This window comes from Mycolicibacterium monacense, from assembly GCF_010731575.1.
GTDB classification, from domain to species: Bacteria; Actinomycetota; Actinomycetes; order Mycobacteriales; family Mycobacteriaceae; genus Mycobacterium; species Mycobacterium monacense.
This window is the reverse complement of sequence record NZ_AP022617.1, coordinates 5,210,787-5,236,102: the sequence shown is the minus strand read 5'-3', so window position 1 is coordinate 5,236,102 and position 25,316 is coordinate 5,210,787. Positions and strand designations below refer to the sequence as shown.

The window sequence follows — 25,316 nt, the reverse complement described above, 5'->3', positions numbered from 1 at the left end:
ATGAGCGTCACCGACACCGATCTCCCGCCGCGCGCAGCGCGCCTCTTCGCACTCGCAGACAAGGCCGTGGGCTTCATGCCCGCCGACGAGGGCCGCACCCTCTACGACACCGCGGTGCGCTACCTCGGTGACGGTATCGGAGTCGAAATCGGTACGTACTGTGGCAAGTCCACGCTGATGCTCGGCGCGGCGGCCCAGGAGACCGGTGGTGTGGTGTACACGGTCGACCACCATCACGGCTCCGAGGAACACCAACCCGGCTGGGAGTACCACGACACCACCATGGTGGACCCGGTGACGGGTCGGTTCGACACCCTGCCGACCATGCGGCACACCCTTGACGCGGCCGACCTCGACGACCATGTCGTCGCGGTGGTCGGACGTTCACCGGTGGTGGCGCGCGGATGGCGAACCCCGTTGCGGCTCCTGTTCATCGACGGCGGGCACACCGAGGAGGCGGCCCAGCGTGACTTCGACGGCTGGGCCAGGTGGGTCGAACCGGGCGGTGCGCTGATCATCCACGACGTCTTCCCGAATCCCGACGAGGGCGGACAGGCGCCGTTCCACATCTACCAGCGGGCACTGGCCACCGGCGCGTTCCGCGAGGTGGCGGCGACCGGATCGATGCGGGTGCTGGAACGCACATCCGGCGAAGCCGGGGAGTCGGCCTAGCTCACACACACTCACCCAGGCTGTCCGCCGACTCGGCAACCGCCCCTGCCGCCGCACGATTTATTGCGAAGTTTATTTCGTGTGTTACTATTCACGTATGTCACAACCGGTACTGGGAAACGGCAGCATGGTGTGTGCGGTGGATGTCATGAGCCGCCCGGTGGTGTCGGTGCAATCCTCGACTCCACTGCGGGAAACCGGTTCACTTCTCGCCGATTACGGCTACGCCGGCATACCCGTGGTCGATGAGGATGGCGTCCTGCTGGGCATGGTCACCTCCGGAGACGCGCTGCGTGCAGATCCTGCTCGGCATCACACCGCGGGCGCGGTGATGACAACGCCGGCCGTGGCTGTCGACGCCTCCGCCGATCTCGACGAGGTCGGACGGCTGCTCCTGCAACGCGGTATTCGCAGTGTCCCGGTGGTGGACGACGAGTGTCGGGTTCTCGGTGTCGTGAGCCGGGGTGACCTGTTGCGGCTCAGCGCGACCAGCGACGACGCCATCGCCGTGGGAGTGCAGAAACTGCTCGACGACTACACCGGAAAGCGGCGGTGGATCGCCCAGGTGCGCGAAGGCGACGTCACCGTCGCCGGCCCGTTCGACGACGACTCGGAACGCCGGATCGCTCTCGCACTGGCCCGCATGGTTCCGGGCGCGCGCGAGGTGCGCATCGGCGCGCCGCCGTCAGCCCACTGACGACATCCAGCGTCCTCGCGCCGCACGGAATCCATTGGCAGTGAACGTGATCAGATGACGGGAGCAGTATCGATGACGGATCCGGTGATCGTTCCACTGTGGGGCTGGGTCGCGTTGACAGCAGCCATTGCCGTCATGTTGGCAGTGGATCTGTTCCTGCACCGCGACAACCACGTGATCGGGTTCCGGGAAGCCGCCGTCTGGTCCGCCATCTGGATCGCGGCCGGCCTCGGCTTCGGGGCGATCGTCTGGTGGGCATACGGCGGTGACGTCGCAGGCACCTACTATGCCGGCTACCTCATCGAGAAGGCGCTGTCGGTCGACAACGTCTTCGTGTTCGCCCTGATCTTCACCTACTTCGCCGTTCCGGACGAGTACCAGCACAAAGTCCTGTTCTACGGCGTCATCGGTGCTCTGCTCTTCCGTCTGGTGTTCATCTTCGTCGGCGCCGAATTGCTGGCGGCGTTCTTCTGGACGGCCTACCTGTTCGGCGCCTTCCTCATCTACACCGCCTACAAGATGGCCTTCCAACACGACAAGGACCTGGAGCCCGACAAGAACCTGATGGTGCGTCTGGTCCGCCGCCTGGTCCCGATCGACACTCGATACCACGGGGACCGGCTGTTCACCCGCGTCGACGGCAAACGCGTCGCGACCCTGCTGTTCGTCGTGCTCATCGCGGTGGAGGCGACCGACCTCATCTTCGCGATCGACTCGGTCGCCGCGGTCCTGGCGATCACGACCAGCACCTTCATCGTGTGGACGGCCAATGCGTTCGCCGTGTTGGGGTTGCGCAGCCTGTACTTCTGCCTGTCCGGCCTGCTGCGACGCTTCACCCACCTGCATTACGGATTGGCGATCCTGCTGGCGTTCGCCGGCGTGAAACTCATCCTCTCGGAGACACCCGTCGGCAAGCTGCCCATCCCGTTGACGCTGTCGGTCATCGTCGTGACCTTGACCGCCTCCGTCGTGTGGAGCCTGGTCGCCACCCGCGCGAGTGACGCGCCACGGCAGTCCCCGTCACCGAAGCCCAATACGTGAATCGGACAGCTAGGATGGCCCCGCAATGGTTGCCACCAAGAAGATCTCGAAGCCGACGGAACGACCGCGGGCGAGGACCCGGTCCGCTCCGGCGGAAAGTGGCGGCGACGGCCAGCCCCGTGGGTGGACGTTCCTGACCAACCACACCCATGTTCTGCTGTGCCTGGCGCAGAGCGGATCACTGACCGCCCGCGAGTTGAGCTTGCGGATCGGCATCACGGAACGTTCGGTGCAAGCCATCCTGGCCGACCTGGTGGCAGACGGCTACCTCACCAAATCGAAGGTCGGGCGGCGTAACAGCTACACCATCAATCCGAAGGGGCGCCTTCGCCATCCCCTGGAATCCGCGCACACCGTGGGCGAATTGATCGCCGCACTGTCCTGACGCCGAACGCCCGGCTAGCGGTCGCTGACTGCGCAGGCGCAGTCGAATTCGTCCTCGAGGCCGCGCGGCAGATCCGCGCCGCGGAAGATCCCGCTGCCCGGCGTGGTGCCCGTCAGGGCGTCCGCGGCCAGGATGACCGCGGCACCGGTCCACGTGGTGCGCTCCTCGGGCCAACGCTTCCCATCGGCGAAAACCAGTCCGGTCCAATAGGATCCGTCACCCTCACGCAGATGGTGCATGGCGGCGAACTGCTGGTGTGCACGCGCCGAATCGCCGATCGCGTCGAGCGCCATCACCAACTCGCAGGTCTCCGCGCCGGTGACCCAGGGGCGGTCGTCCACGCAACGGATGCCCAGACCCGGGACCACGAAGTCGTCCCAGCGTTCGTGGATGCGGTCGTGGGCGGCCGCACCCCGCAGCGCACCGCACAGCACCGGGTAGTACCACTCCATCGCGTGCCGGTCCTTCGGCACGAACGATCCGGGATGCGCGACGATCGCGTGCCCCAGCCGCCCGACGGCCACCTCCCACTCGGGCTGCGGCTCACCGATGTAGTCCGCGAGCGCGAGCGCGCACCGGATGCTGTGGTGGATGCTGGCACACCCGGTCAGCAGCGCCTCCGGAATCGGACCGTCTTCGCTTTGCGCCCAAGAGATCTCGCCGTTGGGCCGTTGCAGGCCCAGCACGAAGTCGATCGCCTTGGCGACCACCGGCCACATCGTCTCCGCGAAGGAGCGGTCCCGGGTGATCAGGAGGTGGTGCCAGACACCGGCGGCGATGTAGGCGCAGAAGTTGCTGTCGCTGTTGGCGTCCTCGATCACGCCGTTGCGGAACTGGATCGGCCAGGACCCGTCGGGACGCTGGGTGATCCGGCACCACTCGTAGGCCGCCCGCGCCGGTTCGAGCAGACCGGCGACGGTCAGCGCCATCGCCGACTCGACGTGGTCCCACGGGTCGGTGTGCCCACCGGTGAACCACGGAATCGCGCCCGAGGACTCCTGTTCGGCGGCAATCGATTCAGCCGTCTGCCGGCACTGGTCCGGCGTGAAGACGCCGGGTATCCCGGGCAGGTCAGCGGCCGGCATCGGCAACCGCGGCTTTCTCGAAATAGAGCGCGACGCTCTTGCCGATCAACGGGTCGAGCAGCTTCTCACCACGACGGGTCAGCCAGGGCGCCGAGATCATGTCCCACACCAGCAGCTTGTGGTACGCCGCGACGGCGGGGTGATCGTTGCTCGACGTTCCCACAGCGCATTTGAGCCACCAGAACGGTGAGTGCAGGGCGTGGGCGTGGTGGCTGTGGCTGAACCTCAACCCGTGCGCGAGCACCTTGTCACGCAGTTCGTCGGCCTTGTAGATGCGGACGTGGCCGCCCTCGTTGGCGTGGTACTCGTCGGACAGCAGCCAGCAGATCCGTTCCGGCAGCCAACGGGGCACGGTGATCGCGAGCTTGCCGCCGGGTTTGAGCACCCGCACCAGCTCCGCGATGGCCTCCGTGTCCTGCGGTACGTGTTCGAGGATCTCCGAGGCGATCACGCAGTCGAAGGTGCCGTCGGCGTAGGGCAGGTCGAGCGCATCACCCTTGACCACTTCGGCTTTCGCCGACGGCGGCACCTCACCCTGGGCCTTCATCGCCTGCAGGATCTCGTCGACGTCGTTGAGGTCCTGCGCGTTCTGGTCGAAGCCGACGACGTCGGCACCACGCCGGTACGCCTCGAAGGTGTGCCGGCCCGCGCCGCAGCCGACGTCGATCACCTTGGAGCCCGGCCCGATTCCCAGCCGGTCGAAGTCGACGGTCAGCATGTCGCCATCGCCCGCTCGTAGACCGAGACGGTCTGCGCGGCAACCGATTCCCAGCTGAACACCTCGAGCGCACGGCGTCGGCCCGCGGCCCCGAGCCGCTGCCGCTGCGCCGGCGAGTCGAGCAGTTCGCCGAGCGCCCGGGTGAGCTCGTCGACGTCACCGGGCCGCACCAGGCGGGCACACTCGCCGTCGGCGCCCACCACCTCCGGCAGCGCGCCGGCCCGGCTGGCCACGATGGGCGTACCGCTGGCCATCGCCTCCACCGCGGGCAGCGAGAACCCTTCGTAGAGCGACGGGATGCAGGCGACCTCGGCGGATGCCAGCAACGCGGCGAGCTCCTCGTCGGACAGCCCGCTGGAGCTGTGCACGATGTCGGAGATGCCGAGCTCGGCGATCAGCTTCTCGGTCGGCCCGTTGGGTTCGAGCTTGGAGACCAACTGGACGTCGAGGTTGCGTTCGACCCGCAGCCGGGCGACGGCGTGCAACAGGTGGCTTATGCCCTTGAGCGGCACGTCCGCGCTGGCGATCGCGATGATGCGGCCGCTCACCCGGTTCTCGACGGGCCGGAACAACGCGGTGTCCACCCCGAGCGGTACGACGTGCAACTGTTCGGGAGAGACGCCGAAGTCATCGGCGATGTCGGTGGCCGACGACGACGAGACGGTGAGCAGTTCCGGGATCTGGCGGGCGACCTGCTTCTGCATCTCGGCGAAGCCGTACCAGCGGCGCACCAGCGGCTTACGCCACCAGCGGGCGGCCGCCACGTCGAGCACCTTGTCGCGGGTGATCGGGTGGTGGACGGTGGCCACCACGGGCAGCCCGGTCGCGGCGATCTTCAGCAGACCGGTGCCGAGGCTCTGGTTGTCGTGGACGACGTCGAAGTCACCCCGCCGTCCGGCCAGGATCCGCGCCACCCGCATGGTGAAGGTCTTGGGTTCGGGGAACCCGGCGGTCCACGTGGTCAGCAGCTCCTGCAGGTCGATCCGGTCGCGGATCTCGCTGGGCCGCGGCACCCGGAACGGATCGGGCTCGCGGTAGAGGTCGAGGCTGGGCACCTTGGTCAGGCGCACCCGCGGATCGAGTCCCTCGGGGTACGGCTGACCGGAGAACACCTCGACGTCGTGACCGAGTTCGACGAGCCCCCGGCTGAGATGACGGACGTACACACCCTGGCCGCCGCAGTGCGTCTTGCTGCGGTACGACAGTAACGCGATACGCATACTCAGATGAATCCGAGACCGACGGGCCGGGCCGCGCTGAACTGGTCGAATCGTGTCACGCAGAGACTCCGAACCTTCTGGACATGTGTCCAGACTATAGTTTGACGTGCTAGGGGACGCAACGCGTCCGCATGTGCCTGACTATCACAGCGGGGCGGTCCTGTCTTCTCCGGCGGACTCACCCGCGTCCCGGGGCGGCGGGAAACCGCCGGTCGCGACCGGCCCCCACCGCGTCGGCACCAGGCGGATCAGACACTTGCCCTGGTCGACCATCGCCTGCCGGTACTCCGACCAGTCCGGGTGCTCACCGGCGATGGCCCGGTAGTACTCGACCAGCGCGTTGACGGCCTCGGGCAGGTCGACCACCTCCGCGTCCCCGTCGACCTGGACGTACGGCCCGTTGAAGTCGTCGGAGAGCACGGTCACGCTGGCCCGGCCGGCCCGCCGGATGTTCGCCGACTTCGCGCGCTGCGGATAGCTGGCGATCACGATGCGGCCTTCGCCGTCCACCCCACCGGTCACCGGCGAACTCTGCAGCGATCCGTCGGCGCGATGGGTGATGAGCACCATCTTGTGCCGCGGCCGCACGAACTCGAGCAGCTCGTCGCGTCCGACACTGTCCGCGGTCGCGTATCTCGGAGACATGGGGCCACAGTAGTTGTCACACACCGGCGCTAGCGTGTCGAACATGAGTTCGACACGAGATCAGATCATGGATGCGATGGACGCCGTGGAGGCGCTGTCCGCCCGGCTCGCCACCCTGCCGGTTACCGGGATGAGCCGCGCCGAGGCACAGGCGGCGCTGATGCGGCTGGGCCGGCTGCGCGAACAGCTTCAGGAGGTGGAGCGTCGACTGACCGGACGGCTCGTCGCCTCGGGCAGTCCGTCGCAGTTCGGCGCCCGGACGTGGGCCGACGTGCTGGCCCAGCGCCTGCGCATCTCCCCCGGCGAGGCGCAACGCCGCATCGCCGAGGCGGTCAGCGAGGGTCCGTCCGCCGCTTGAGCACCCACGCGGGCACCCAGTGGGTGACCGATTTCCGCCGCGCGCCGTAGGCGATGTCATAGGTGACCAGGCCCCACCAGTAGCCCTGTTCGCACATCCCCCAGCACGTCAGGCGGCCCTCGACGACGGCGTGCATCTGCAGCCCGGCCGGGTTGTAGCCGCCGTGCCGGTGCGGTTCGCGCGGGAAAAGCACCGCGAGGTCGACGAGCACCGCGACCGGAGGGTCCACCCGCCGGAACGCGGGCGGTACGGGCTGCCCGTTGTAGCCGATCGCCTGCAAATCGCCCACGGTTCGATCATACGTTCGATACCTGGCGGGGGCACCCCGTCGTCGAGCGCCGACCGCCCGGATCACGAACTGTCCACAGAACGAAGCTGCGTTATCCGGTTGAACCACAAGATGCTGCCAACCGTCAATCAATTACAGCCACCGGAATTAAAAGGTTGACCAGCGGGTTTACACGTTCAGATCGGTACGGAGAACCTCCGGAACGGTCGAAAAAAGAAGGTACGAACCGCGACGAATCCACACCGGGGCCACGGCTCGCACACACCAGAGGGACAGAAAGAAGCACGGACATGAACAAGCTCGGATTCGCCACCATCATCGCCGGCGGACTGGCCACCGCCTTCCTCGGACTGGCCACCCCCGCCCAGGCCGCCCCGGCCGGACCGGGCAACGCCCAGAACACCATCGAGAAGCTCGACGACCGCGGCTACGCGGTACGGGTCAACCATCAGGGCATGGTCAAGCCGCTCGATGAGTCCAGCATCGTCTCGATCCGGTACGACAACGACGACCGCGTCGTCTACGTCACCGTCCGCTGATATCCGCACCACCGACGAGGGGCACCCACCCGGGTGCCCCTCGTTTGCGTTCGCGTCGCGATCGGGTGGTTTCACGCGGCCTGCCACGGGCTATCCGACCGCTCGATGACCTTCGACCTCACGCCCACCAAGGCGCAGCACGATCTCGCTCGGCGCACGCACGAGTTCGCCGAGCAGTGCATCCGTCCGGTGGCCCTCGAGTACGACCAGCGCCAGGAGTTCCCCTGGCCGGTCCTCGAGGAGGCGGCCCAGCGCGGGTTCTACAGCCCGCTGTTCTACCGCGACCTGATCGGCGACCCGACCGGGCTCTCGCTGCCGATGTTCATGGAGGAGCTGTTCTGGGGTTGCGCGGGAATCGGATTGGCCATCGTCATGCCCGCGCTCGCCCTGTCGGCGATCGGCCAGGCCGCCTCGCCCGAACAGATGCTGCAGTGGGCACCCGAATGCTTCGGCACCCCGGGCGACCTCAAACTCGCCGCTCTGGCGATCTCCGAACCCGAGGGCGGCAGCGACGTGCGCAACCTGCGCACCACCGCCCGCCGGGACGGTGACGACTGGATCATCGACGGCCACAAGATGTGGATCGGCAACGGCGGCATCGCCAACGTCCACGTCGTCAACGCCGTCGTCGACCAGGAACTGGGACACCGCGGCCAGGCGCTGTTCATCGTCCCCGGTGGCACGCCTGGCCTGGAACTGGTCCGCAAGCTCGACAAGATGGGCTGCCGTGCCTCGCACACCGCGGAACTGAAGTTCGACGGCGTCCGCATCCCCGGCGACCACCTGCTCGGCGGCGAAGAGAAACTCGAACACAAACTCGCCAAGGCCCGCGAAGCCGTCGAGGGCGCCCGGAAGTCGGGGTCGGCCGCGCTGGGCACCTTCGAGCAGACCCGCCCCATGGTCGCCGCGCAGGCGCTCGGGATCGCCCGCGCCGCACTGGAATACATGACCGAGTACGCCAACCGGCGGGAGGCGTTCGGCGCCCCGATCATCGACAACCAGGGCATCTCGTTCCCCCTCGCGGATCTGGCCACCCAGATCGACGCCGCCCGTCTGCTCACGTGGCGCGCCTCGTGGATGGCGGCCACCGGTGTGCCCTTCGAGCGCGGCGAGGGGTCGATGTCGAAACTGGCGGCCAGCGAGGTCGCGGTGAAGGCGACCGAACGGGCCATCCAGACCATGGGCGGATGGGGCTACATCACCGACCATCCGGTCGAGAAGTGGTACCGCGACGCCAAGCTCTACACGATCTTCGAGGGCACCAGCGAGATCCAGCGCATGGTGATCTCGCGGGCCCTCGGCGCCGCCGACGGCGCCCCACCACTGCATGTCGACCTGGAACCGACCGGCGGCCCGCTCAACCGTTACTTCGGCCGCGGCACTGTCCTGCGGGGCCGCGCGGCCGACCGAGCGCTGTCCGCCAAGGACCGGGTACCGGAATCCGTCATGCGGTTGGCGATGAAAGTGCTTCAGCCACCGCGTAAGTGACCGGGGAGGCCGGATGGCCCAACAGATGAGCGGCATCGTGCACGCCGCATTCGACACCCTGCGCTACGAGCCGACGGCCAAGCGGATCCGCGTGACGCTCGCCGGGGAACCGGTCGCCGAGACCGACCGGGCCCGGCTGGTGTGGGAGCCGCGCCGGATAGTGCCGACCTACGCCGTACCGCTCGACGCGCTGATCGCCCATCTGGTTCCGGCCGGCGGCGAGTCAGGCGCCGAGGAGGCCACCCGGAGCACGCTCGACCCGACCGTGCCGTTCACCAACCACACCTGCGAGGGCACCGAGTACGACGTGGTCGCCGGGGAGGAGACCGGTGGGGCCGCCGCGTTCCGCCCGGACGACGCCGACCTCGCCGACTACGTGGTGCTCGACTTCGCGGCGTTCCACTGGCACGAGGAATCCGAACCGCTGGTCAGCCACCCCCGCGACCCGTTCCACCGCATCGACGTGCTCCGCAGCACACGCCGCGTGCGCGTCGAGTACGAGGGCCGGCTGCTGGCGGAGTCGTCGCGACCGCTGCTGCTGTTCGAGACGAACCTGCCGATGCGCTGCTACCTACCTCCCGGCGACGTCACCGAGTTGGCGCCGAGCAACACCGTGTCCTACTGCGCCTACAAGGGTCGCGCCGCGTACTACTCCCTGGCCGACGGACCCCGCGACATCGCGTGGACCTACCGGGATCCGCTGCACGACGGGGAGCCGGTGCGCGACCACATCTGCTTCTTCGACGAACGCGTCGACGTCATCGTCGACGGCGTCAGGGCCGAGCGGCCGATGACCCAGTGGAGTGAACCCGGCGTTTGACCCGCCACAGAGCGGGCACGCTGACTCGGACACCGAGTTGGAGGAGGACGCATGCGCGCAGTGACCTGGCAGGGCCGACGGAAGGTCTCGGTCGACAACGTGCCGGACCCGATCATCAAGGAGCCGACGGACGCCGTCATCCGGGTCACCAGCACCAACATCTGCGGTTCCGACCTGCACCTCTACGAAACGCTCAGCGCGTTCATGAGTCCCGGCGACATCATCGGCCACGAGGCCATGGGTGTGGTCGAAGAGGTGGGCACCCAGACCGGTGACCTGAAGGTCGGCGACCGCGTGGTGATCCCGTTCAACATCTCGTGTGGAACGTGCTGGATGTGCGACCACGGTCTGCAGAGCCAGTGCGAGACCACCCAGAACCGGGACCAGGGCACGGGTGCGGCCCTGTTCGGTTTCTCGAAGCTCTACGGCGAGGTGGCCGGCGGACAGGCCGAGTACCTGCGCGTGCCGCAGGCGCAGTACACCCACATCAAGATCCCCGAGGACGGGCCCGACGAGCGCTTCGTCTACCTGTCCGACGTGTTGCCCACCGCCTGGCAGGGCGTCGAGTACGCCAACGTGCCCGACGGCGGCACGCTGGTCGTCGTGGGGCTCGGACCGATCGGCTCGATGGCGTGCCGGATCGCCGCGCACCGCAACAACTGCCGGGTGATCGGCATCGACCTCGTCGAGGAGCGCCTCGACCGGGCCCGCCCGTACTGCGCCGAGGTGATCGACCTGCGCACGCAGGACGCCGACGCGGTGGTCGCCGAACTGACGCAGGGACGCGGCGCCGACTCCGTCATCGACGCGGTGGGAATGGAGGCGCACGGATCCCCCGTCGCCGAAGCCGCCCAGACCGCCAGTGGCTTCCTGCCCTCGAGCATCGGCCGGGTCGTCATGAAGCATGCGGGTGTGGACCGGCTCGCCGCGCTGAACTCCGCGATCGCGCTCGTGCGCCGCGGCGGAACGGTATCGCTGTCGGGTGTGTACGGCGGCGCCGCCGATCCGATCAACATGATGACGCTGTTCGACAAGCAGGTGACGCTGCGGATGGGCCAGGCCAACGTCAAGCGTTGGGTGCCCGACATCCTGCCGCTGCTGACCGCCGACGATCCGCTGGGCGTCGAGAACTTCGCCACCCACCGGCTGCCGCTCGCCGAGGCGCCGGGCGCGTACGAGACCTTCCAGAAGAAGCAGGACGGGATGGTCAAGGTGGTGCTCACCCCGTAGCGGCGACGCGGGTGATCAAGCGGGGGTGATTGGCGGACCGCACTGTGGGGTACCTCACCCGCGTGGTTCAGACGTGTCGCAGGGCGGAGCCCGGGATCGGAAAAAATACCCGGTACCCCTGGTTTCACTTTGGCGATTCTGGCAATATTACCGGGCAGTAAGTTCCGTCCGTCCAAACCCGGGAGATGACAGTGGAGTTCTTCAGCGAGGTTTCCGGCGTATCGGTCCTGGCGCAGGGTGAAGAGGGTGGCGGCACCGCCATCCACGAGGTCATCGGCCTGTCCGTCGCGGCGGTCATCGTCACGGCGGTGCTGCTGTACATCGGCTACCTGCACCGCAACCACAAGATCAGCTGGCTCACGTCGCTGGCCGACTGGTCGGGACGCCGGTTCAAGCGTCCGCCATGGGTGGCGTTGCCGGTCGCGATGTTCACCGCCTCGATCATCTGTGCGCTGTTCGGCTTCATCTGGGACGTCAGCCTGCACATCGGAAACGGCCGCGACGACGGTGCGCTGGCGAACCCCGCGCACTACTTCATCCTCATCGGCCTCTTCGGCATCTTCGTCGCGGGCTGCACCGCGGTCGTGCTGCCGTTCGACCGTCCCGGACCGGCCGCGGTGCGGATCACCGACCATTGGCATGCGCCGGTCGGTGGGCTCGTGATGGCCGGATGCGGCCTCTACGCGCTGATGGGCTTCCCGCTCGACGACGTCTGGCACCGCATCTTCGGACAGGACGTGACCCTGTGGGGGCCGACGCACCTGATGATGATCGGCGGCGCCGGCTTCTCCACCCTGGCGGCGGCCTACCTCGAGTACGAGGGCAAGCGGGCGGTCGGCCCGGACGCCCCGCGCGACGGTCTCGGCCTCAAGTTCGTCCTCTACCTCGCCTTCGCGGGTGTGCTGATCGGCGCCTCGGTGTACCAGATCGAGTTCGACTTCGGTGTGCCGCAGTTCCGGCAGGTCTTCCAGCCGATGCTGATCGCCGCCGCGGCGGCCCTGGCCCTCGTGATGGCCCGCATCTTCCTCGGGCGGGGCGCCGCGCTCATCGCCGCGTTGATCGCGATCGGCCTGCGCGGCATCGTGGCGTTCCTCGTCGCCCCGGTGCTCGACGCACCGGTCAACTGGTTCCCTCTCTACCTCGGTGCCGCGGTCGTCGTCGAACTCGTGGCGTTGACCCCGCTGCTCAAACGGCCGATCGTGTTCGGCCTGGTGTCCGGGCTCGGCATCGCCACCGTCGGACTGTGGCTGGAGTCGCTGTGGATCAACGCGGTGTATCCGTTGACGTGGCCGACGAGCATCTGGCTCGAGGCGCTCGCGATGTCGGTGCCGGTCGCGATGCTGGTCGGCGCCTGCGGCGCGATGGCCGGCATGGTGATCACCGGACAGCGTCTGCCGAAGCGGGCGGTCGGTGTCGGCCTCGTCGCGCTGACCGTGGTGGCGATCGGCGGCGCCGCCGCGAACGGTCTGCAGTACAAGGTGCCCGAGAACGCCGCCGCTGCCGTCACGCTGACCGAGGCCCCCGCCGTCAACGGCGCGCGTTACGTGACCGCCGATGTCCGCTTCAACCCGCCGGACGTGATCGGCGAAGACCCGAACTGGGTGGCGGTGCTCGGCTGGCAGGGCGGCCTGGAGAACCAGCGCGGCCAGTTCGTCGACAACCTCGAGAAGGTCGGTTCCGGCCACTACGTCTCGACTCAACCGCTGCCGGTCTCCGGGACGTGGAAGACGCTGCTGCGCGTGCACGACGGCAAGACGCTGGCCGCCGTGCCGATCTACCTCGCGGGCGACCCGGGGATCGGCGCGGAGGAAGTCCCGGCCGATCCGCAGTTCACCCGGCCGTTCGTCTCCGAGGTCACCATCCTGCAGCGCGAGCGCAGCCCGGACATCCCGCAGTCGCTGTGGCTGATCGGCTGCCTGGTGGTGCTGGTCTGCACGTTGGCGATGGTCGCAGGCATCACCTGGGGCGGCGGGCGCATCAACAACAGTGAGCCCAGCGGAAGCGAAGCCGAACTGCAACCGTCGGCGCAGGCATGACGGTGGCGGCACCGGACGTCACGGATATGTCGGACGTGTTGTACCTGGCCGACCATCCGATCTGGATCGCGGTGCCGGCGTTCGCGCCGGCGATCGTGGTCGCCGGCGTCGTCGTCTACATCGCCGCGAAGAACCGCCGCAAGGACGGCGGTCCCGACCCAGAAGGGAATCCGTGACACGCACCGCACGACGCTCCGGTTCAGCACTCATCGTGACCGCGGCGGCGTTGCTCGTCGCTGCCTGCGGCGGCTCGCCGGACAGTGAGGAGGCCTCGGGCCCGGGTCCGTCCGCCTCGACGATCAGCCCATCGGAGATGACCGATCAGCAGCGGCCGACCGACCGGCTGACCATCGACATCAGCATCGAGGGCGGCAACGTCACCCCGACCAACGCGCGACTGCAGGGCAAGGTCGGCGAGCCGATCGTGCTGCGGGTCAACAGTGACGCCGCCGACGAACTGCACGTGCACTCGGTGCCGGAACACACCTTCCGCGTCGAACCCAAGGCCGGCCAGATGTTCCAGTTCACCGTCGACGTGCCCGGCAACGTCGAGATCGAACTGCACGACCTCAACCGCGTGATCGCCGGCGTGCAAGTGCAGTGACCCCCGCGGCGCACGTGACGGTCCTGGCGCACGGACTCGGCGGCTCCACCGATCTGCCGATCCCCTACACCTACGCACTGCTCGGCGCCGCCTGGGCGCTCACCGCGACGTTCGCCGTGGTCGCGCTCGCCTGGCGCAAACCTCGGTTCGACGAGACGCGGCCGGGCCGCGCGCTGCCGCAGTGGGTCACCTCCGTCGTCGACGCGTCGGTGACGCGCTGGGTGATCGCCCTGGCGGCGCTGGCGTTCACGCTGTGGGTGGCGCTGGCCGCGTTCTTCGGCCCGCAGAACGCCGAGAACCCGCTACCCGGCGTGTTCTACGTGCTCATCTGGGTCGGCCTGGTCGCACTGTCATGGGCGATCGGACCGGTTTGGCGGGTGCTCTCCCCGGTGCGTGCCCTCTTCCGGGTACTGCAGTTGCACCGGCGCGAGAACCGGCCGCCCTACCCGGTGCGGCTCGGGTACTGGCCCGCGGCGTTCGGGCTGTTCGCGTTCGTGTGGCTGGAACTGGCCAGCCCCGACCCGGGCTCGGTCACCGCCATCCGCACCTGGTTGCTCGTCTATGTCGGCGTGACGTTCGCGGGCGCCCTGTGGTTCGGCGAGCGGTGGTGCGCGCGGGCCGACCCGTTCGAGGTGTACAGCGTGGTCGCCTCGCGGCTGTCGCTGTTCCGGCGGCAGCGCGACACCGGGCGGATCGCGATCGGCAACCCGTTCGACCACCTGCCGACGCTGCCGGTGCGGCCGGGCACCGTCGCGGTGCTGGCGGTGTTGCTCGGGTCCACCGCCTTCGACAGTTTCTCGGCGATGCCGGTGTGGCGCGACTTCGTCGATTCGACCGCGGGCGGCGCATGGACGGCGACGCTGCTCAAGACCGCGGGGCTCGCGGTGTTCGCGCTGGTCGTGGCGGGCACGTTCAGCGCCGCCGCGATGGCGACCGCGGGTGTCGACCGGCAGCGACGGCGCGAACTGCCCGGACTGATGGCCCACTCGCTGATCCCGATCGTCATCGGCTACGTGTTCGCCCACTACCTGACCTACCTCGTCGAACGCGGTCAGCAGACCGTCATCCTGCTGGCCGATCCGCTGCAGCGTGGCTGGAATCCGTTCGGTCTGGCCGACGCCGAGGTCGGTTACCTGCTGTCGATGCACCCGTCGGTGCTCGCGACGCTGAAGGTCGCGTTCGTGGTCGCCGGGCACATGGCCGGCGTGGTCGCCGCGCACGACCGGGCGCTCAAACTGCTCCCGTCGGCGCACCAGATCACCGGCCAACTCGGCATGATGCTGGTGATGGTCGGCTACACGTTCACCGGTTTGTATCTGTTATTCGGTGGCTGAGGTCACACCGCCGGGTTAGTGTGGCAGGGTGCCCCCCGAAGAAACACTGGAGCGGGCACTCGCCGGTGGGTCGCCCCAAAATGTCGGATGGTTCCGCTATCACTTCGCGGACGGCCGCTGGGAGTGGTCCGACCAGGTGCACCTCATGCACGGGTACCAGCCAGGAACCGTCACTCCCACCACCGAACTGGTGCTCGCCCACAAACACCCCGACGACTACGTCTCGGTGGCGGCGACGCTCGACGACATCCGGCGCACCCGCCGCACCTTCAGCACGCGCCACCGGATCATCGACACCCAGAAGCGCATCCACGACGTCGTCGTGATCGCCGACCGGATGTTCGACGACACCGGGGACATCGTCGGCACCCAGGGCTTCTACGTCGACGTCACCCCCAGCCGCCTCGACGCGTCCACCCGCGAGATGGCGGCCGCCACCGCGGCGGCGATGGTCGAGCACCGGGCGTCGATCGAACGCGCCAAGGGGATGCTCATGCTGGTCTACCGCGTCGACGCGGTGGCGGCCTTCGAACTGCTCAAATGGCGGGCCGCCGAGGCTGGCGTGAAGCTGCGCACCTTCGCCGAACGGTTGCTCGCCGACTTCACCGCCCTGTACTACGAGGACACGCTGCCGCCGCGCTCGGTCTTCGACCACCTGCTGCTCACGGTCCACCATCGGGTCCGCGCGGCAGGTGTGTGACGCGCCGCGCGGCGCTACCGTGACGTCATGCGCGCGCTCATCGTCGTCGACGTCCAGAACGACTTCTGCGAAGGCGGCTCGCTGGCCGTGACCGGCGGGGCCGCCGTCGCCCGGCGGATCAGCGACCTCCTCGCGGACGGCACCGCTCGCTACGACCACATCGTGGCGACCAAGGACTTCCACATCGACCCGGGCGAGCACTTCTCCGATACGCCCGACTATCGGGTGTCGTGGCCCCGTCACTGTGTCGTCGGCACCGACGGCGCGGAGTTCCACCCCGACCTGGATCCGTCCCCGGTCGAGGCGGTGTTCACCAAGGGTGAGTACTCGGCGGCCTACAGCGGCTTCGAGGGCAGCGACGCGTCGGGCACGCCGCTGGGTGACTGGCTGCGCGAGCGCGGCGTCGACGAGGTCGACGTGGTCGGGATCGCCACCGACTACTGCGTCCGGGCCACCGCGGCGGATGCGGCGGCGGCCGGTTTCACCACCCGGGTGCTGCTCGACCTCACCGCGGGTGTCGCCCAGGACTCGACCGCCGACGCGGTCCGAGCGCTGCGCGACGCCGGCGTCGCCGTCGTCTGAGGCGGCCCGGCGGTGTGACCGGGCACGCCGTTGAGAAACGGTGAAGTGGGTATATCTCCGTGACGCCGCTACGGGCGCCGGCCGTGCTGCCCGCACCCCGGTCCGCCCGTATCGTCGCCCTCGTCCGTACCCCGAAGCTCAGGAGCGTGCACTTTGGCCGCAGCCCCCAGACCGAACGTCACCCCCGAAGTATGGCCCGGTAAGGCATACCCCCTCGGAGCGACGTATGACGGCTTTGGCACCAATTTCGCGTTGTTCAGCGAGGCCGCCGAGCGTGTGGAGCTGTGCCTGTTCGACGCCGACGGCGAGCAGACGGCGTGTGTCACCCTGCCCGAGGTCGACGGCTTCGTCTGGCACGGGTTCATCCCGAACATCGAGCCGGGTCAGCGCTACGGCTACCGCGTGCACGGCCCGTACGATCCGCCCAACGGTCAGCGGTGCAATCCGAACAAGCTGCTGCTCGACCCGTACGCCAAAGCCATCGACGGCACCTTCGACTGGGGCCAGCCGCTGTTCAGCTACAACTTCGGCGATCCGGACAGCCGCAACGACGACGACTCGGCGGATTGCATGCCGAAGTCGGTGGTGATCAACCCGTACTTCGACTGGGGAACCGACCGCCCGCCGAACCATGAGTACGCCGACACCGTGATCTACGAGGCCCACGTCAAGGGTCTGACGCAGACCCACCCCGACATCCCCGAGCAGATCCGCGGCACCTACTCGGCGGTGGCCCACCCGGTGATCATCGACCACCTCAAGTCGCTCGGTGTCAACGCGATCGAGCTGATGCCGGTGCACCACTTCGCCAACGACTCGACGCTGCTCGACAAGGGACTGTCCAACTACTGGGGCTACAACACCATCGGGTTCCTCGCCCCCGATCCCAAGTACAGCTCGAGCCTCACCCCCGGTGGCCAGGTGCAGGAGTTCAAGGCGATGGTGCGCACCCTGCACGAGGCGGGGATCGAGGTCATCCTCGACGTGGTCTACAACCACACCGCCGAGGGCAACCACATGGGGCCGACGCTGTCCTTCCGCGGCATCGACAACGCCGCCTACTACCGGCTGGTCGACGACGACAAGCGCTACTACATGGACTACACCGGCACCGGCAACAGCCTCAACGCCGGCCACCCGCACGCCCTGCAGCTCATCATGGACTCGCTGCGGTACTGGGTGACCGAGATGCACGTCGACGGTTTCCGGTTCGATCTGGCCTCGACGCTGGCCCGCGAGTTCTACGACGTCGACCGGCTGGCGACGTTCTTCGAACTCGTGCAGCAGGATCCGACCGTCAGCCAGGTCAAGCTGATCGCTGAACCGTGGGACGTCGGCCCGGGCGGGTACCAGGTCGGCAACTTCCCGCCGCAGTGGACGGAGTGGAACGGCAAGTACCGCGACACCGTGCGCGACTACTGGCGCGGCGAATCGGCGACGCTGGACGAATTCGCCTCGAGGCTGACCGGGTCGTCGGACCTCTACGAGCACACCTCGCGCAGGCCCGTCGCGTCGATCAACTTCGTCATCGCCCACGACGGCTTCACGCTGCGGGACCTGGTGTCCTACAACGAGAAACACAACGAGGACAACGGCGAGGACAACAACGACGGGGAGAGCCACAACCGGTCGTGGAACTGCGGTGTGGAAGGCCCGACGGACGATCCTCAGGTCAACGCGCTACGCAGCCGTCAGCAGCGCAACTTCCTCACCACCCTGTTGCTGAGCCAGGGCGTGCCGATGATCGCGCACGGCGACGAGCTCGGGCGCACGCAGCACGGCAACAACAACGTCTACTGCCAGGACAACGAACTGTCCTGGATCGACTGGTCGACCGTCGACACCGAGTTGATGGCGTTCACCCAGAAGGTCTCGGAACTGCGCGCCGCACACCCGGTGTTCCGTCGGCGCCGGTTCTTCTCCGGCCGTCCGGTCCGCCAGCGCGGTGCGCCCGGCCTCCCCGACATCGCCTGGTTCGCCCCCGACGGCTCGGAGATGACCGACGAGGACTGGGACAGCGGCTTCGCCAAGTCGATCGCGGTCTACCTCAACGGCCAGGGCATCCCCGATCTGGACGTCCGCGGTCAGCGCGTCACCGACGACTCGTTCCTGCTGTGCTTCAACGCCCACCACGAGCCGCTCGAATTCGCCATGCCCGCAGCGGAATTCGCCCGGGCCTGGCTCCCGGTGATCAACACCGCAGACGACGATGACGCCCGCGAGTCGGTGACTGCGGGCGCCAAGATCGAGGTCGCCGAACGGTCGGTGCTGGTGCTGCAGGCCGTCAACGAGCCCTGAAGGGGGTCACTCGACGACCGTGCTCATTCAACGACGGTGAAGAACGAGTCACCGTCCTCTGGGGTGCCGCTGACCTGACCGGCATCCGTGCCGTGATGGTCCGCTTCGAGGTTGTCGATCCGGTCTTCTGGCATGGGCTCGACCTCACCCGCCGGCGCGGAGTCGTCGGCGGGTGCGGCCCCGGCCGTGTCGTCGGGCACCTCGGCGGCGAGCTTTTCGTCGAGCGACTCCCCGCCGCCCACCTCGCCGCGCGGCAACTGATCGGACCGGTTCGCCTCGCTCCAGTCCTCGGGCGGGTCGACGACGTTGTCGCCGTCGTCGTTGCGGATGTCGTCGGAGTCGAGTGCCTCCATCGGGCTCAGGGTGTCGCCGGGGCCTTCGGTGTCGTTGGCGGACTCGAAGTCGATGTTGTCGCTCATGACGGGGCGGTTGCCCCACGGCCATGGGCACTAAACCTGATGCGACGGCCGCGACACCCGGCCGCACCCGCCGGACCAGCACAAACCGCCGTATGCTCCCGGTCATGGCGACCGCGCGGGACCGCCCGACCTCGCTGGACGACTGGATCGACGCCGGGTTCGCGCTACTCGCCGAGGGCGGGACCAACGCGCTGCGCATCGGCAGGCTCTGCGACCGGTTGCACGTCACCAAGGGCAGCTTCTACTGGCATTTCAGCGACATCCAGGCCTACCGCGCGGCACTGGTCGAGGCCTGGGGCGATGTCCGCGACCGGGAGCGCCGCCGATTCGCCACGATGCAGGATGTGCCGCCACGCCAGCGGATGCGGGTGATGATGGAGGCCCTCGTCAACCCGTCGCACTGGGCGGTCGAACGCGTGATGCGGACGTGGGCGATCGCCGACGACGAGGTGGCCGACAAGGTCCGCCAGAGTGACCGCCGGGTGCTGGCCGCGCTGCAGCAGGCGTTCCTCGACGAGGGATTTCCCGACGACGAGGCGGCGCTGCGCTCGACGATCATGTTCTCCGCCGGAGTCGGCCTGTTGCACGCCGCCGACCCCGGTCAGACCGCGCCGCCGGAGGTGCGCGAGCACTTCCTGGCGTTCATGCTCCGCCGCTGACATCCCCCTTTCTACTGACCGGTAGCCGACCCGACCAACCGGTGAGTTAGTGTGAATTCAGGCCCTCAGTCACCGATCAGGGAGTCACACATGCAGCTGGCGCTGACCGAAGAGGAAGCCGCCTTCCGCGACGAGCTTCGTACCTTCTACCGCACCGAGATCCCCGCCGAGATCCGCGAGCGGTCCCGGCGAGGCGGCGAGGTCTCCAAGGACGACATCGTCACCACGCACAAGATCCTCAACGACCACGGACTCGCCGTGCCGAACTGGCCGGTCGAGTGGGGCGGCAAGGACTGGACGCCGGTCCAACACCAGATCTGGCTCGACGAGATGCAGCTGGCCTGTGTCCCGGAACCGCTGACCTTCAACTCCAAGATGATCGGCCCGGTGATCGCCGAGTTCGGGTCCCAGGAGATGAAGGAACGGTTCCTGCCGCCGACCGCGGCGCTCGACATCTGGTGGTGCCAGGGCTTCTCGGAACCGGAGGCCGGTTCGGACCTGGCCTCGCTGCGCACCACCGCGGTCCGCGACGGCGACACCTACATCGTCAACGGTCAGAAGACGTGGACCACGCTCGGCCAGCACGCCGACTGGATCTTCAACCTCGTCCGCACCGACCCGCAGGCGCCCAAGCGTCAGGCCGGGATCTCGATGCTGCTCATGGACATGAACACCCCCGGGATCACGCTGCGCCCGATCAAGCTCATCGACGGCAGCTTCGAGGTCAACGAGGTCTTCTTCGAGGACGTCCGGGTGCCCGCCGATCAGCTGGTCGGTGAGGAGAACAAGGGCTGGAGCTACGCCAAGTTCCTGCTCGGCAACGAGCGCACCGGCATCACCCAGGTGGGCCGCACCAAGGTGAAGCTCGCCGAGGCCAAGGCCCGCGCGAAGGAATCCGGCCTGATCGACGATCCGCTGTTCGCCGCCCGGCTCGCCGAGGCGGAGAACGACGTCATCGCCCTCGAGCTCACCCAGATGCGGGTGGCGTCCGGTTCTGCCGACGGACAGCCCAACCCCGCCTCGTCGGTGCTCAAACTCCGCGGCAGCCAGCTGCAGCAGCTCGCCACCGAACTGCTCGTCGAGGTGGCCGGACCCGACGCCCTGCCGTTCGGGGCGGGCGCCGACCTGGCGTCGCCCGAGTGGGCGCAGCGCAGCGCGCCGACGTACCTCAACTACCGCAAGACGTCGATCTACGGCGGCAGCAACGAGGTCCAGCGCACCATCATCGCGTCGACCATTCTCGGATTGTGAGGTAGTCATGGATTTCGACTTCACCGACGAGCAGGAACTGCTCCGCGACACCAGCCGCGAGGTGCTCTCCCGCACCTATGACATCGAGACCCGGCTCAAGGTCGTCGACTCCGAGCTCGGCTGGAGCCGCGAGGTGTGGAATCAGCTGGCCGAGATCGGCATCCTGGGCCTCGGTTTCGAGGAGGACGCCGGCGGACAGCTCGAGATCATGGTGGTGGCCACCGAGATCGGTCGACGGCTGGCGCCCGAGCCGGTGCTTTCCGCCGCGCTCGGCCCCGGCGCCCTGATCGCCGAGGTCGGCAGCGACGAGCAGAAGCAGGTGCTCGACGAGGTGGCCGCCGGACAGCGTCTGCTCGCGTTCGCCCACACCGAACCCGGTATGCGCGGTGCCGGTGCGAAGCTCTCGACAACCGCTGCCCAGCAAGGGGATTCGTGGACGCTCACCGGCCGCAAGAACCCGGTGATCGCCGGTGACAGCGCCGACACGCTGATCGTCAGCGCCGCACTGCCCGACGGCGGCGCGGGTCTGTTCCTGGCGGACGCCGCTGCGGTGTCGCGCAAGCCCTACCGCACCTTCGACGGTCACCGCGGTGCCGAGATCGACCTCGACGGGGTGGCCGCCACACCGCTGGGCGCCGGCGGGGACGCCGGCGAAGCCATCTCGCGCGCGGTGGTCCGCCTGCAGTCGGCGCTGTGCGCCGAGGCGCTCGGCGCGATGGAGGAGGCGCTGCGGCTGACCACCGATTACCTCAAGAACCGCAAGCAGTTCGGGGTCACGCTGAGCAAGTTCCAGACGCTGACGCAGCGCGCGGCGGACATGTACGTGTCACTGGAGCTGGCCCGCAGCATGACCTTCTACGCGGCGATGTCGATCGCCGACGGCAACTTCGACCCGGCGATCGCCGCACGCGCCAAGCTGCAGATCGGCCGCTCCGGCCGGCACATCGCCCAGGAGGCCATCCAGCTGCACGGCGGTATCGGCGTCACCGCGGAGTATCCGGTCGGCCACTACGCCGCGCGGCTCACCGCGATCGAGAACACGCTGGGGTCGGCGCAGGATCAGCTGCACGTGCTGATGGGCGGGCTGGGCGACTACGAGGTCGTCACCGTCTAGTCACACGCCGAGGATCCGCAGGATCGACTTCATCGGGATCGGCAGCCAGCTCGGCCGGTACCGCGCCTCGTAGCCGACCTCGTAGACCGCCTTGTCGAGTTCGTAGGCGGCCAGTAGTTCGGCATGGTCACGCGGATCGGTGCCCGACGCGGCGGCGTACCCGTCGCAGAACGAGCTGACGTTGCGGTTCACCCACTCCCGGGCCCGGGCGGCGAGCTGTTTGTCGTGCTGGGCGTCGCCGCCGCGTTCGATGAGCCGCTGGTAGGCCGCGTATTCGTAGGACCGCAGCATGCCCGCGACGTCGCGCATCGGGGAGTCGGGTCGGCGGCGCTCGTCGAGCGGTTGGCCCGGTTCGCCCTCGAAGTCGATCAACAGCCAGCCCTCTGTGGTGCGCAGCACCTGCCCGAGGTGCAGGTCGCCGTGCACCCGGTGGACGGTGATCTCCTGGTCGGCGAGTTTGCGGTAGCGCTCCTCGATCGACTGGGCGTGCGGCTGCAGTTCGGGTACCGCATCGGCCACCGACTGCAGCCGCTCCAGCACGGTGTCGAGCGGGAACGGCACCTGCGAGGTGCCGAGTTCGGCGGCGAGCGTCGAGTGCACCGACGCGACCGCCTCGCCGAGCCGGTGCGACTCCCCGGCGAAATCGCCGCCCACCTCGTCGGCGTACAGGTCGCCCTCGGCGAACAGGTCGCGGGTGCTGGTGAGTGCCATATCCCAGCCCTCCGCGGAGTTCGCGGCGAATTCGGTGACCATGCCCAGCGCGTAGGGCTCCCGGTCGAGCGTCGTCTCGAACGACCCGAGCAGCCGAGCGACGTGCGGGTTGCCGGCGCGGGCGAGGACCCGGTTCAGCTCGATGTCGGGATTGATACCGGGGGTGATGCGCCGGAACACCTTGAGGATCGCGTCCTGGTCGAAGATGACGCTGGTGTTGCTCTGCTCGGCGCTCGACACCCGCGGCGCGGCCTGCAGCGGCAGCGTCACCTCCGGTTCCTTCGCGAATCGGATGTCGCCGACCTGCGCCGAGGAGTCGATCAGCGTCATCAGGAAATGGGCCGCCGCGGGATCGTAGAGCGCGTCGTAGCCGGTGCGTTCGCCGTGTTCGGTGTCGCTGCCGATCCGCGCGACCGCGCTGTACTCGTCGATCGGGGCCGCATCCCAGCGCACCAGGATCTGGTAATGCTCCGGCCTGCCTTCGGCGTAGTTCACCGTGAGCAGCACCAGGTCGAGGTCGTCACGCAGGGTTACCACCACATCCGCTGTGGCGGAGGAGAATTCACGACTGCGTCCGCCGTACCACCGCTGCTGCGGTAGCCAGTCGTCGAAGGGGAGGTTCATGGCTGCACTCCTTCGGGTTCGGGGTCGGGGGCGCGTAGCTGGAACCAGTAGAACCCGTGGCCGGGCAGGGTCAGCAAGTAGGGCAGCGCCCCGATACTCGGGAAGTCGACGTAGCCGGTCATCTCGACCGGCGTGAAACCGTTCCACTGCTGCAGATTCAGTTCGATGGGCTGCGGGAAGCGGGACAGGTTGTTGACGCAGAGCACCGTGTCGGTGGCGGTCTCACGCACGAACGCCAGCACCGACGGGTTCGACCCGCCGAGTTCGCGGAACATGCCGATCGCGAACGCGTCGTGGCGTCTGCGCACCCCGAGCATGGTCTTCGTCCAGTTCAGCAGCGAATTCGAACTGTCCCGCTGCGCTTCGACATTCACCGCTTGGTAACCGTAGATGGCGTCCTGGTTGGGCGGCAGGTACAGGCGGCCGGGCGTGGCCTTCGAGAAGCCCGCGTTGCGGTCCGGCGTCCACTGCATCGGGGTGCGGACACCGTCGCGGTCACCGAGCCAGATGATGTCGCCCATGCCGATCTCGTCGCCGTAATACAGCACCGGTGACCCGGGGAGTGAGAGAAGCAGCGCGGTGAACAATTCGATCTGATTGCGGTCGTTCTCCAGTAGTGGTGCCAGACGCCGCCGGATGCCGACATTCGCTTTCATCCGTGGGTCTTTGGCGTATTCGGAGTACATGTAGTCACGTTCTTCGTCGGTGACCATCTCGAGGGTCAACTCGTCGTGGTTGCGCAGGAAGATCCCCCACTGCGCCATATCCGGGATCTCCGGTGTCTGCGCGAGGATCTCGGAGATCGGGAACCGCGACTCGCGCCGGACGGCCATGAAAATCCTTGGCATCAGCGGGAAATGGAACGCCATATGGCACTCGTCGCCGCCGGTGTCCGGGTCACCGAAGTACGCGACCACGTCGGCCGGCCACTGGTTGGCCTCGGCCAGCAGCACCCGGCCCGGATATTCGTCGTCGATCACCTTGCGGCAGTGCCGCAGGAACGCATGGGTCTCCGGCAGGTTCTCGCAGTTGGTGCCCTCGCGTTCGAACAGGTACGGCACGGCGTCGAGCCGGAACCCGTCGATGCCGAGGTCGAGCCAGAAGCGCAGCACGTCGAGCATCGCCTCCTGCACGGCCGGGTTGTCGTAGTTCAGATCCGGCTGGTGGGAGAAGAAGCGGTGCCAATAGAACTGCCGCCGCACCGGGTCGAAGGTCCAGTTGGACTCCTCGGTGTCGACGAAGATGATCCGCGCGTCGGCGTACCTGTCGCTGGTGTCGCTCCAGACGTAGAAGTCGCCGTAGGGTCCGTCCGGGTCGCGGCGCGACTCCTGGAACCACGGGTGGGAGTCCGAGGTGTGGTTCATCACCAGGTCGGTGATGACCCGGATGCCGCGGCGGTGGGCGGCGTCGAGCAGCGTGACGAAGTCCTCGACGGTGCCGAATTCGGGCAGCACCTTGTAGAAGTCGCGGATGTCGTATCCACCGTCGCGCAGCGGTGAATCGTAGAACGGCGGCAGCCACAGACAGTCGACGCCGAGCCACTGCAGGTAGTCCAGGCGTTCGGTCAGCCCGCGCAGGTCACCGGAACCGTCGGCGTCCGAATCGTGGAACGCACGCACGAGCACCTCGTAGAACACGGCCCGCTTGAACCACGTCCGGTCCTCGGGGACCATCCGCGCGTGGCCGAAGTCCCCTGCGGTCGGATGTTCGACCACCCCGTCCTCGATGTGGCTGCCCTCGGCCGGATCGTGATCGGGGTGGGCGGGTGAGCCGCTGCTGTGGTCCATCGGTCTTCAG

27 protein-coding genes are annotated in these 25,316 nt (G+C 68.0%); 19 read left to right on the top strand and 8 right to left on the bottom strand.

What is annotated here, in order from left to right; translation table 11 throughout:
* The 4 genes from G6N49_RS25090 (at position 1) to G6N49_RS25075 (ending at position 2,795) form a co-directional block, all read left to right on the top strand.
* Entirely contained in the window at positions 1-672 is a 672-nt protein-coding gene (locus G6N49_RS25090; protein ID WP_011562471.1) for a class I SAM-dependent methyltransferase, read from the top strand.
* Between the two features lie 127 nt (positions 673-799).
* Positions 800-1,369, top strand: coding sequence for a CBS domain-containing protein (locus G6N49_RS25085; RefSeq protein ID WP_011562472.1), 570 nt, complete (start codon positions 800-802; stop codon positions 1,367-1,369).
* A gap of 54 nt (positions 1,370-1,423) precedes the next feature.
* Complete coding sequence (locus G6N49_RS25080) at positions 1,424-2,410, top strand: TerC family protein (RefSeq protein ID WP_234786847.1); 987 nt, start codon at positions 1,424-1,426, stop codon at positions 2,408-2,410.
* A gap of 25 nt (positions 2,411-2,435) precedes the next feature.
* On the top strand, positions 2,436-2,795 hold the full coding sequence (locus tag G6N49_RS25075) for a helix-turn-helix transcriptional regulator (protein WP_011562474.1): 360 nt from the start codon (positions 2,436-2,438) through the stop codon (positions 2,793-2,795).
* 14 nt (positions 2,796-2,809) lie between these two features.
* Here G6N49_RS25075 and G6N49_RS25070 read toward each other — a convergent pair whose 3' ends face one another.
* The 4 genes from G6N49_RS25070 to G6N49_RS25055 all read right to left on the bottom strand — a co-directional run bounded on the left by G6N49_RS25070 (position 2,810) and on the right by G6N49_RS25055 (position 6,463).
* On the bottom strand, positions 2,810-3,880 hold the full coding sequence (locus tag G6N49_RS25070) for an MMP endo-(1,4)-3-O-methyl-alpha-D-mannosidase (RefSeq protein WP_083045259.1): 1,071 nt from the start codon (positions 3,878-3,880) through the stop codon (positions 2,810-2,812).
* Positions 3,867-4,598 carry a class I SAM-dependent methyltransferase gene (locus G6N49_RS25065; protein ID WP_083045258.1) on the bottom strand — a complete coding sequence of 244 codons (732 nt, stop codon included), beginning with the start codon at positions 4,596-4,598 and terminating at the stop codon, positions 3,867-3,869. The genes G6N49_RS25070 and G6N49_RS25065 overlap by 14 nt, the downstream gene beginning before the upstream one ends.
* Positions 4,592-5,818 carry an MMP alpha-(1->4)-mannosyltransferase gene (locus tag G6N49_RS25060; RefSeq protein ID WP_011562477.1) on the bottom strand — a complete coding sequence of 409 codons (1,227 nt, stop codon included), beginning with the start codon at positions 5,816-5,818 and terminating at the stop codon, positions 4,592-4,594. Before G6N49_RS25060 ends, G6N49_RS25065 begins: the two co-directional genes overlap by 7 nt.
* Before the next feature lie 144 nt (positions 5,819-5,962).
* Positions 5,963-6,463 (bottom strand): PPOX class F420-dependent oxidoreductase, encoded by a 501-nt coding sequence (locus G6N49_RS25055; protein ID WP_011857441.1) that lies wholly within the window; start codon positions 6,461-6,463, stop codon positions 5,963-5,965.
* Between the two features lie 43 nt (positions 6,464-6,506).
* On the opposite strand from G6N49_RS25055, the gene G6N49_RS25050 reads away from it, so the two are divergent.
* The gene (locus G6N49_RS25050; RefSeq protein ID WP_011768410.1) at positions 6,507-6,821 is read left to right on the top strand and encodes a DUF222 domain-containing protein; all 315 of its coding nucleotides are present in this window, start codon (positions 6,507-6,509) and stop codon (positions 6,819-6,821) included.
* On the opposite strand, the gene G6N49_RS25045 is transcribed toward G6N49_RS25050, so the two are convergent.
* Positions 6,796-7,110 carry a hypothetical protein gene (locus G6N49_RS25045; RefSeq protein WP_041309951.1) on the bottom strand — a complete coding sequence of 105 codons (315 nt, stop codon included), beginning with the start codon at positions 7,108-7,110 and terminating at the stop codon, positions 6,796-6,798. The two genes, G6N49_RS25050 and G6N49_RS25045, sit on opposite strands and share 26 nt — an antisense overlap.
* 290 nt (positions 7,111-7,400) lie before the next feature.
* Here G6N49_RS25045 and G6N49_RS25040 point away from each other — a divergent pair, with 290 nt between their 5' ends.
* The 11 genes from G6N49_RS25040 to glgX all read left to right on the top strand — a co-directional run bounded on the left by G6N49_RS25040 (position 7,401) and on the right by glgX (position 18,741).
* A complete protein-coding gene (locus G6N49_RS25040) occupies positions 7,401-7,649 on the top strand; it encodes a hypothetical protein (RefSeq protein WP_011562481.1) in 249 nt (82 codons plus the stop codon).
* A gap of 105 nt (positions 7,650-7,754) precedes the next feature.
* Positions 7,755-9,137 carry an acyl-CoA dehydrogenase family protein gene (locus tag G6N49_RS25035; RefSeq protein ID WP_041309954.1) on the top strand — a complete coding sequence of 461 codons (1,383 nt, stop codon included), beginning with the start codon at positions 7,755-7,757 and terminating at the stop codon, positions 9,135-9,137.
* A 13-nt stretch (positions 9,138-9,150) separates the two neighbouring features.
* Positions 9,151-9,957: a DUF427 domain-containing protein gene (locus G6N49_RS25030; protein ID WP_011857442.1), complete on the top strand. Its 807-nt coding sequence runs from the start codon at positions 9,151-9,153 to the stop codon at positions 9,955-9,957.
* Between the two features lie 51 nt (positions 9,958-10,008).
* On the top strand, positions 10,009-11,187 hold the full coding sequence (locus G6N49_RS25025; RefSeq protein ID WP_011562484.1) for a zinc-dependent alcohol dehydrogenase: 1,179 nt from the start codon (positions 10,009-10,011) through the stop codon (positions 11,185-11,187).
* A 185-nt stretch (positions 11,188-11,372) separates the two neighbouring features.
* The gene (locus G6N49_RS25020) at positions 11,373-13,223 is read left to right on the top strand and encodes a hypothetical protein (protein ID WP_179967794.1); all 1,851 of its coding nucleotides are present in this window, start codon (positions 11,373-11,375) and stop codon (positions 13,221-13,223) included.
* Positions 13,220-13,399 (top strand): hypothetical protein, encoded by a 180-nt coding sequence (locus G6N49_RS25015; RefSeq protein ID WP_011768411.1) that lies wholly within the window; start codon positions 13,220-13,222, stop codon positions 13,397-13,399. The genes G6N49_RS25020 and G6N49_RS25015 overlap by 4 nt, the downstream gene beginning before the upstream one ends.
* Entirely contained in the window at positions 13,396-13,827 is a 432-nt protein-coding gene (locus G6N49_RS25010) for a hypothetical protein (RefSeq protein WP_011562486.1), read from the top strand. The genes G6N49_RS25015 and G6N49_RS25010 overlap by 4 nt, the downstream gene beginning before the upstream one ends.
* Positions 13,824-15,161, top strand: coding sequence for a hypothetical protein (locus tag G6N49_RS25005; protein WP_011562487.1), 1,338 nt, complete (start codon positions 13,824-13,826; stop codon positions 15,159-15,161). Before G6N49_RS25010 ends, G6N49_RS25005 begins: the two co-directional genes overlap by 4 nt.
* Before the next feature lie 28 nt (positions 15,162-15,189).
* The gene (locus G6N49_RS25000) at positions 15,190-15,861 is read left to right on the top strand and encodes an ANTAR domain-containing protein (protein WP_011562488.1); all 672 of its coding nucleotides are present in this window, start codon (positions 15,190-15,192) and stop codon (positions 15,859-15,861) included.
* A gap of 27 nt (positions 15,862-15,888) precedes the next feature.
* Positions 15,889-16,443, top strand: a complete 555-nt coding sequence (gene pncA / locus G6N49_RS24995) for a pyrazinamidase PncA (RefSeq protein WP_011857444.1) — start codon at positions 15,889-15,891, stop codon at positions 16,441-16,443.
* Between the two features lie 153 nt (positions 16,444-16,596).
* Complete coding sequence (gene glgX, locus G6N49_RS24990; protein WP_011857445.1) at positions 16,597-18,741, top strand: glycogen debranching protein GlgX; 2,145 nt, start codon at positions 16,597-16,599, stop codon at positions 18,739-18,741.
* Between the two features lie 23 nt (positions 18,742-18,764).
* On the opposite strand, the gene G6N49_RS24985 is transcribed toward glgX, so the two are convergent.
* A complete protein-coding gene (locus G6N49_RS24985; protein ID WP_011562491.1) occupies positions 18,765-19,160 on the bottom strand; it encodes a hypothetical protein in 396 nt (131 codons plus the stop codon).
* A 23-nt stretch (positions 19,161-19,183) separates the two neighbouring features.
* Between G6N49_RS24985 and G6N49_RS24980 the strand changes: the two genes are divergently transcribed.
* The 3 genes from G6N49_RS24980 to G6N49_RS24970 all read left to right on the top strand — a co-directional run bounded on the left by G6N49_RS24980 (position 19,184) and on the right by G6N49_RS24970 (position 22,184).
* Positions 19,184-19,819 (top strand): TetR/AcrR family transcriptional regulator, encoded by a 636-nt coding sequence (locus G6N49_RS24980; RefSeq protein WP_011857446.1) that lies wholly within the window; start codon positions 19,184-19,186, stop codon positions 19,817-19,819.
* A 90-nt stretch (positions 19,820-19,909) separates the two neighbouring features.
* Positions 19,910-21,070 carry an acyl-CoA dehydrogenase family protein gene (locus tag G6N49_RS24975; protein ID WP_041309957.1) on the top strand — a complete coding sequence of 387 codons (1,161 nt, stop codon included), beginning with the start codon at positions 19,910-19,912 and terminating at the stop codon, positions 21,068-21,070.
* Positions 21,071-21,077: 7 nt separating this feature from the next.
* Entirely contained in the window at positions 21,078-22,184 is a 1,107-nt protein-coding gene (locus tag G6N49_RS24970) for an acyl-CoA dehydrogenase family protein (protein WP_011562494.1), read from the top strand.
* On the opposite strand, the gene G6N49_RS24965 is transcribed toward G6N49_RS24970, so the two are convergent.
* Positions 22,185-23,519 (bottom strand): maltokinase N-terminal cap-like domain-containing protein, encoded by a 1,335-nt coding sequence (locus G6N49_RS24965; protein WP_011857447.1) that lies wholly within the window; start codon positions 23,517-23,519, stop codon positions 22,185-22,187. It abuts the gene before it with no gap.
* Positions 23,516-25,306, bottom strand: coding sequence for a maltose alpha-D-glucosyltransferase (treS, locus tag G6N49_RS24960; protein ID WP_011857448.1), 1,791 nt, complete (start codon positions 25,304-25,306; stop codon positions 23,516-23,518). Before treS ends, G6N49_RS24965 begins: the two co-directional genes overlap by 4 nt.
* Positions 25,307-25,316 lie beyond the last annotated feature (10 nt).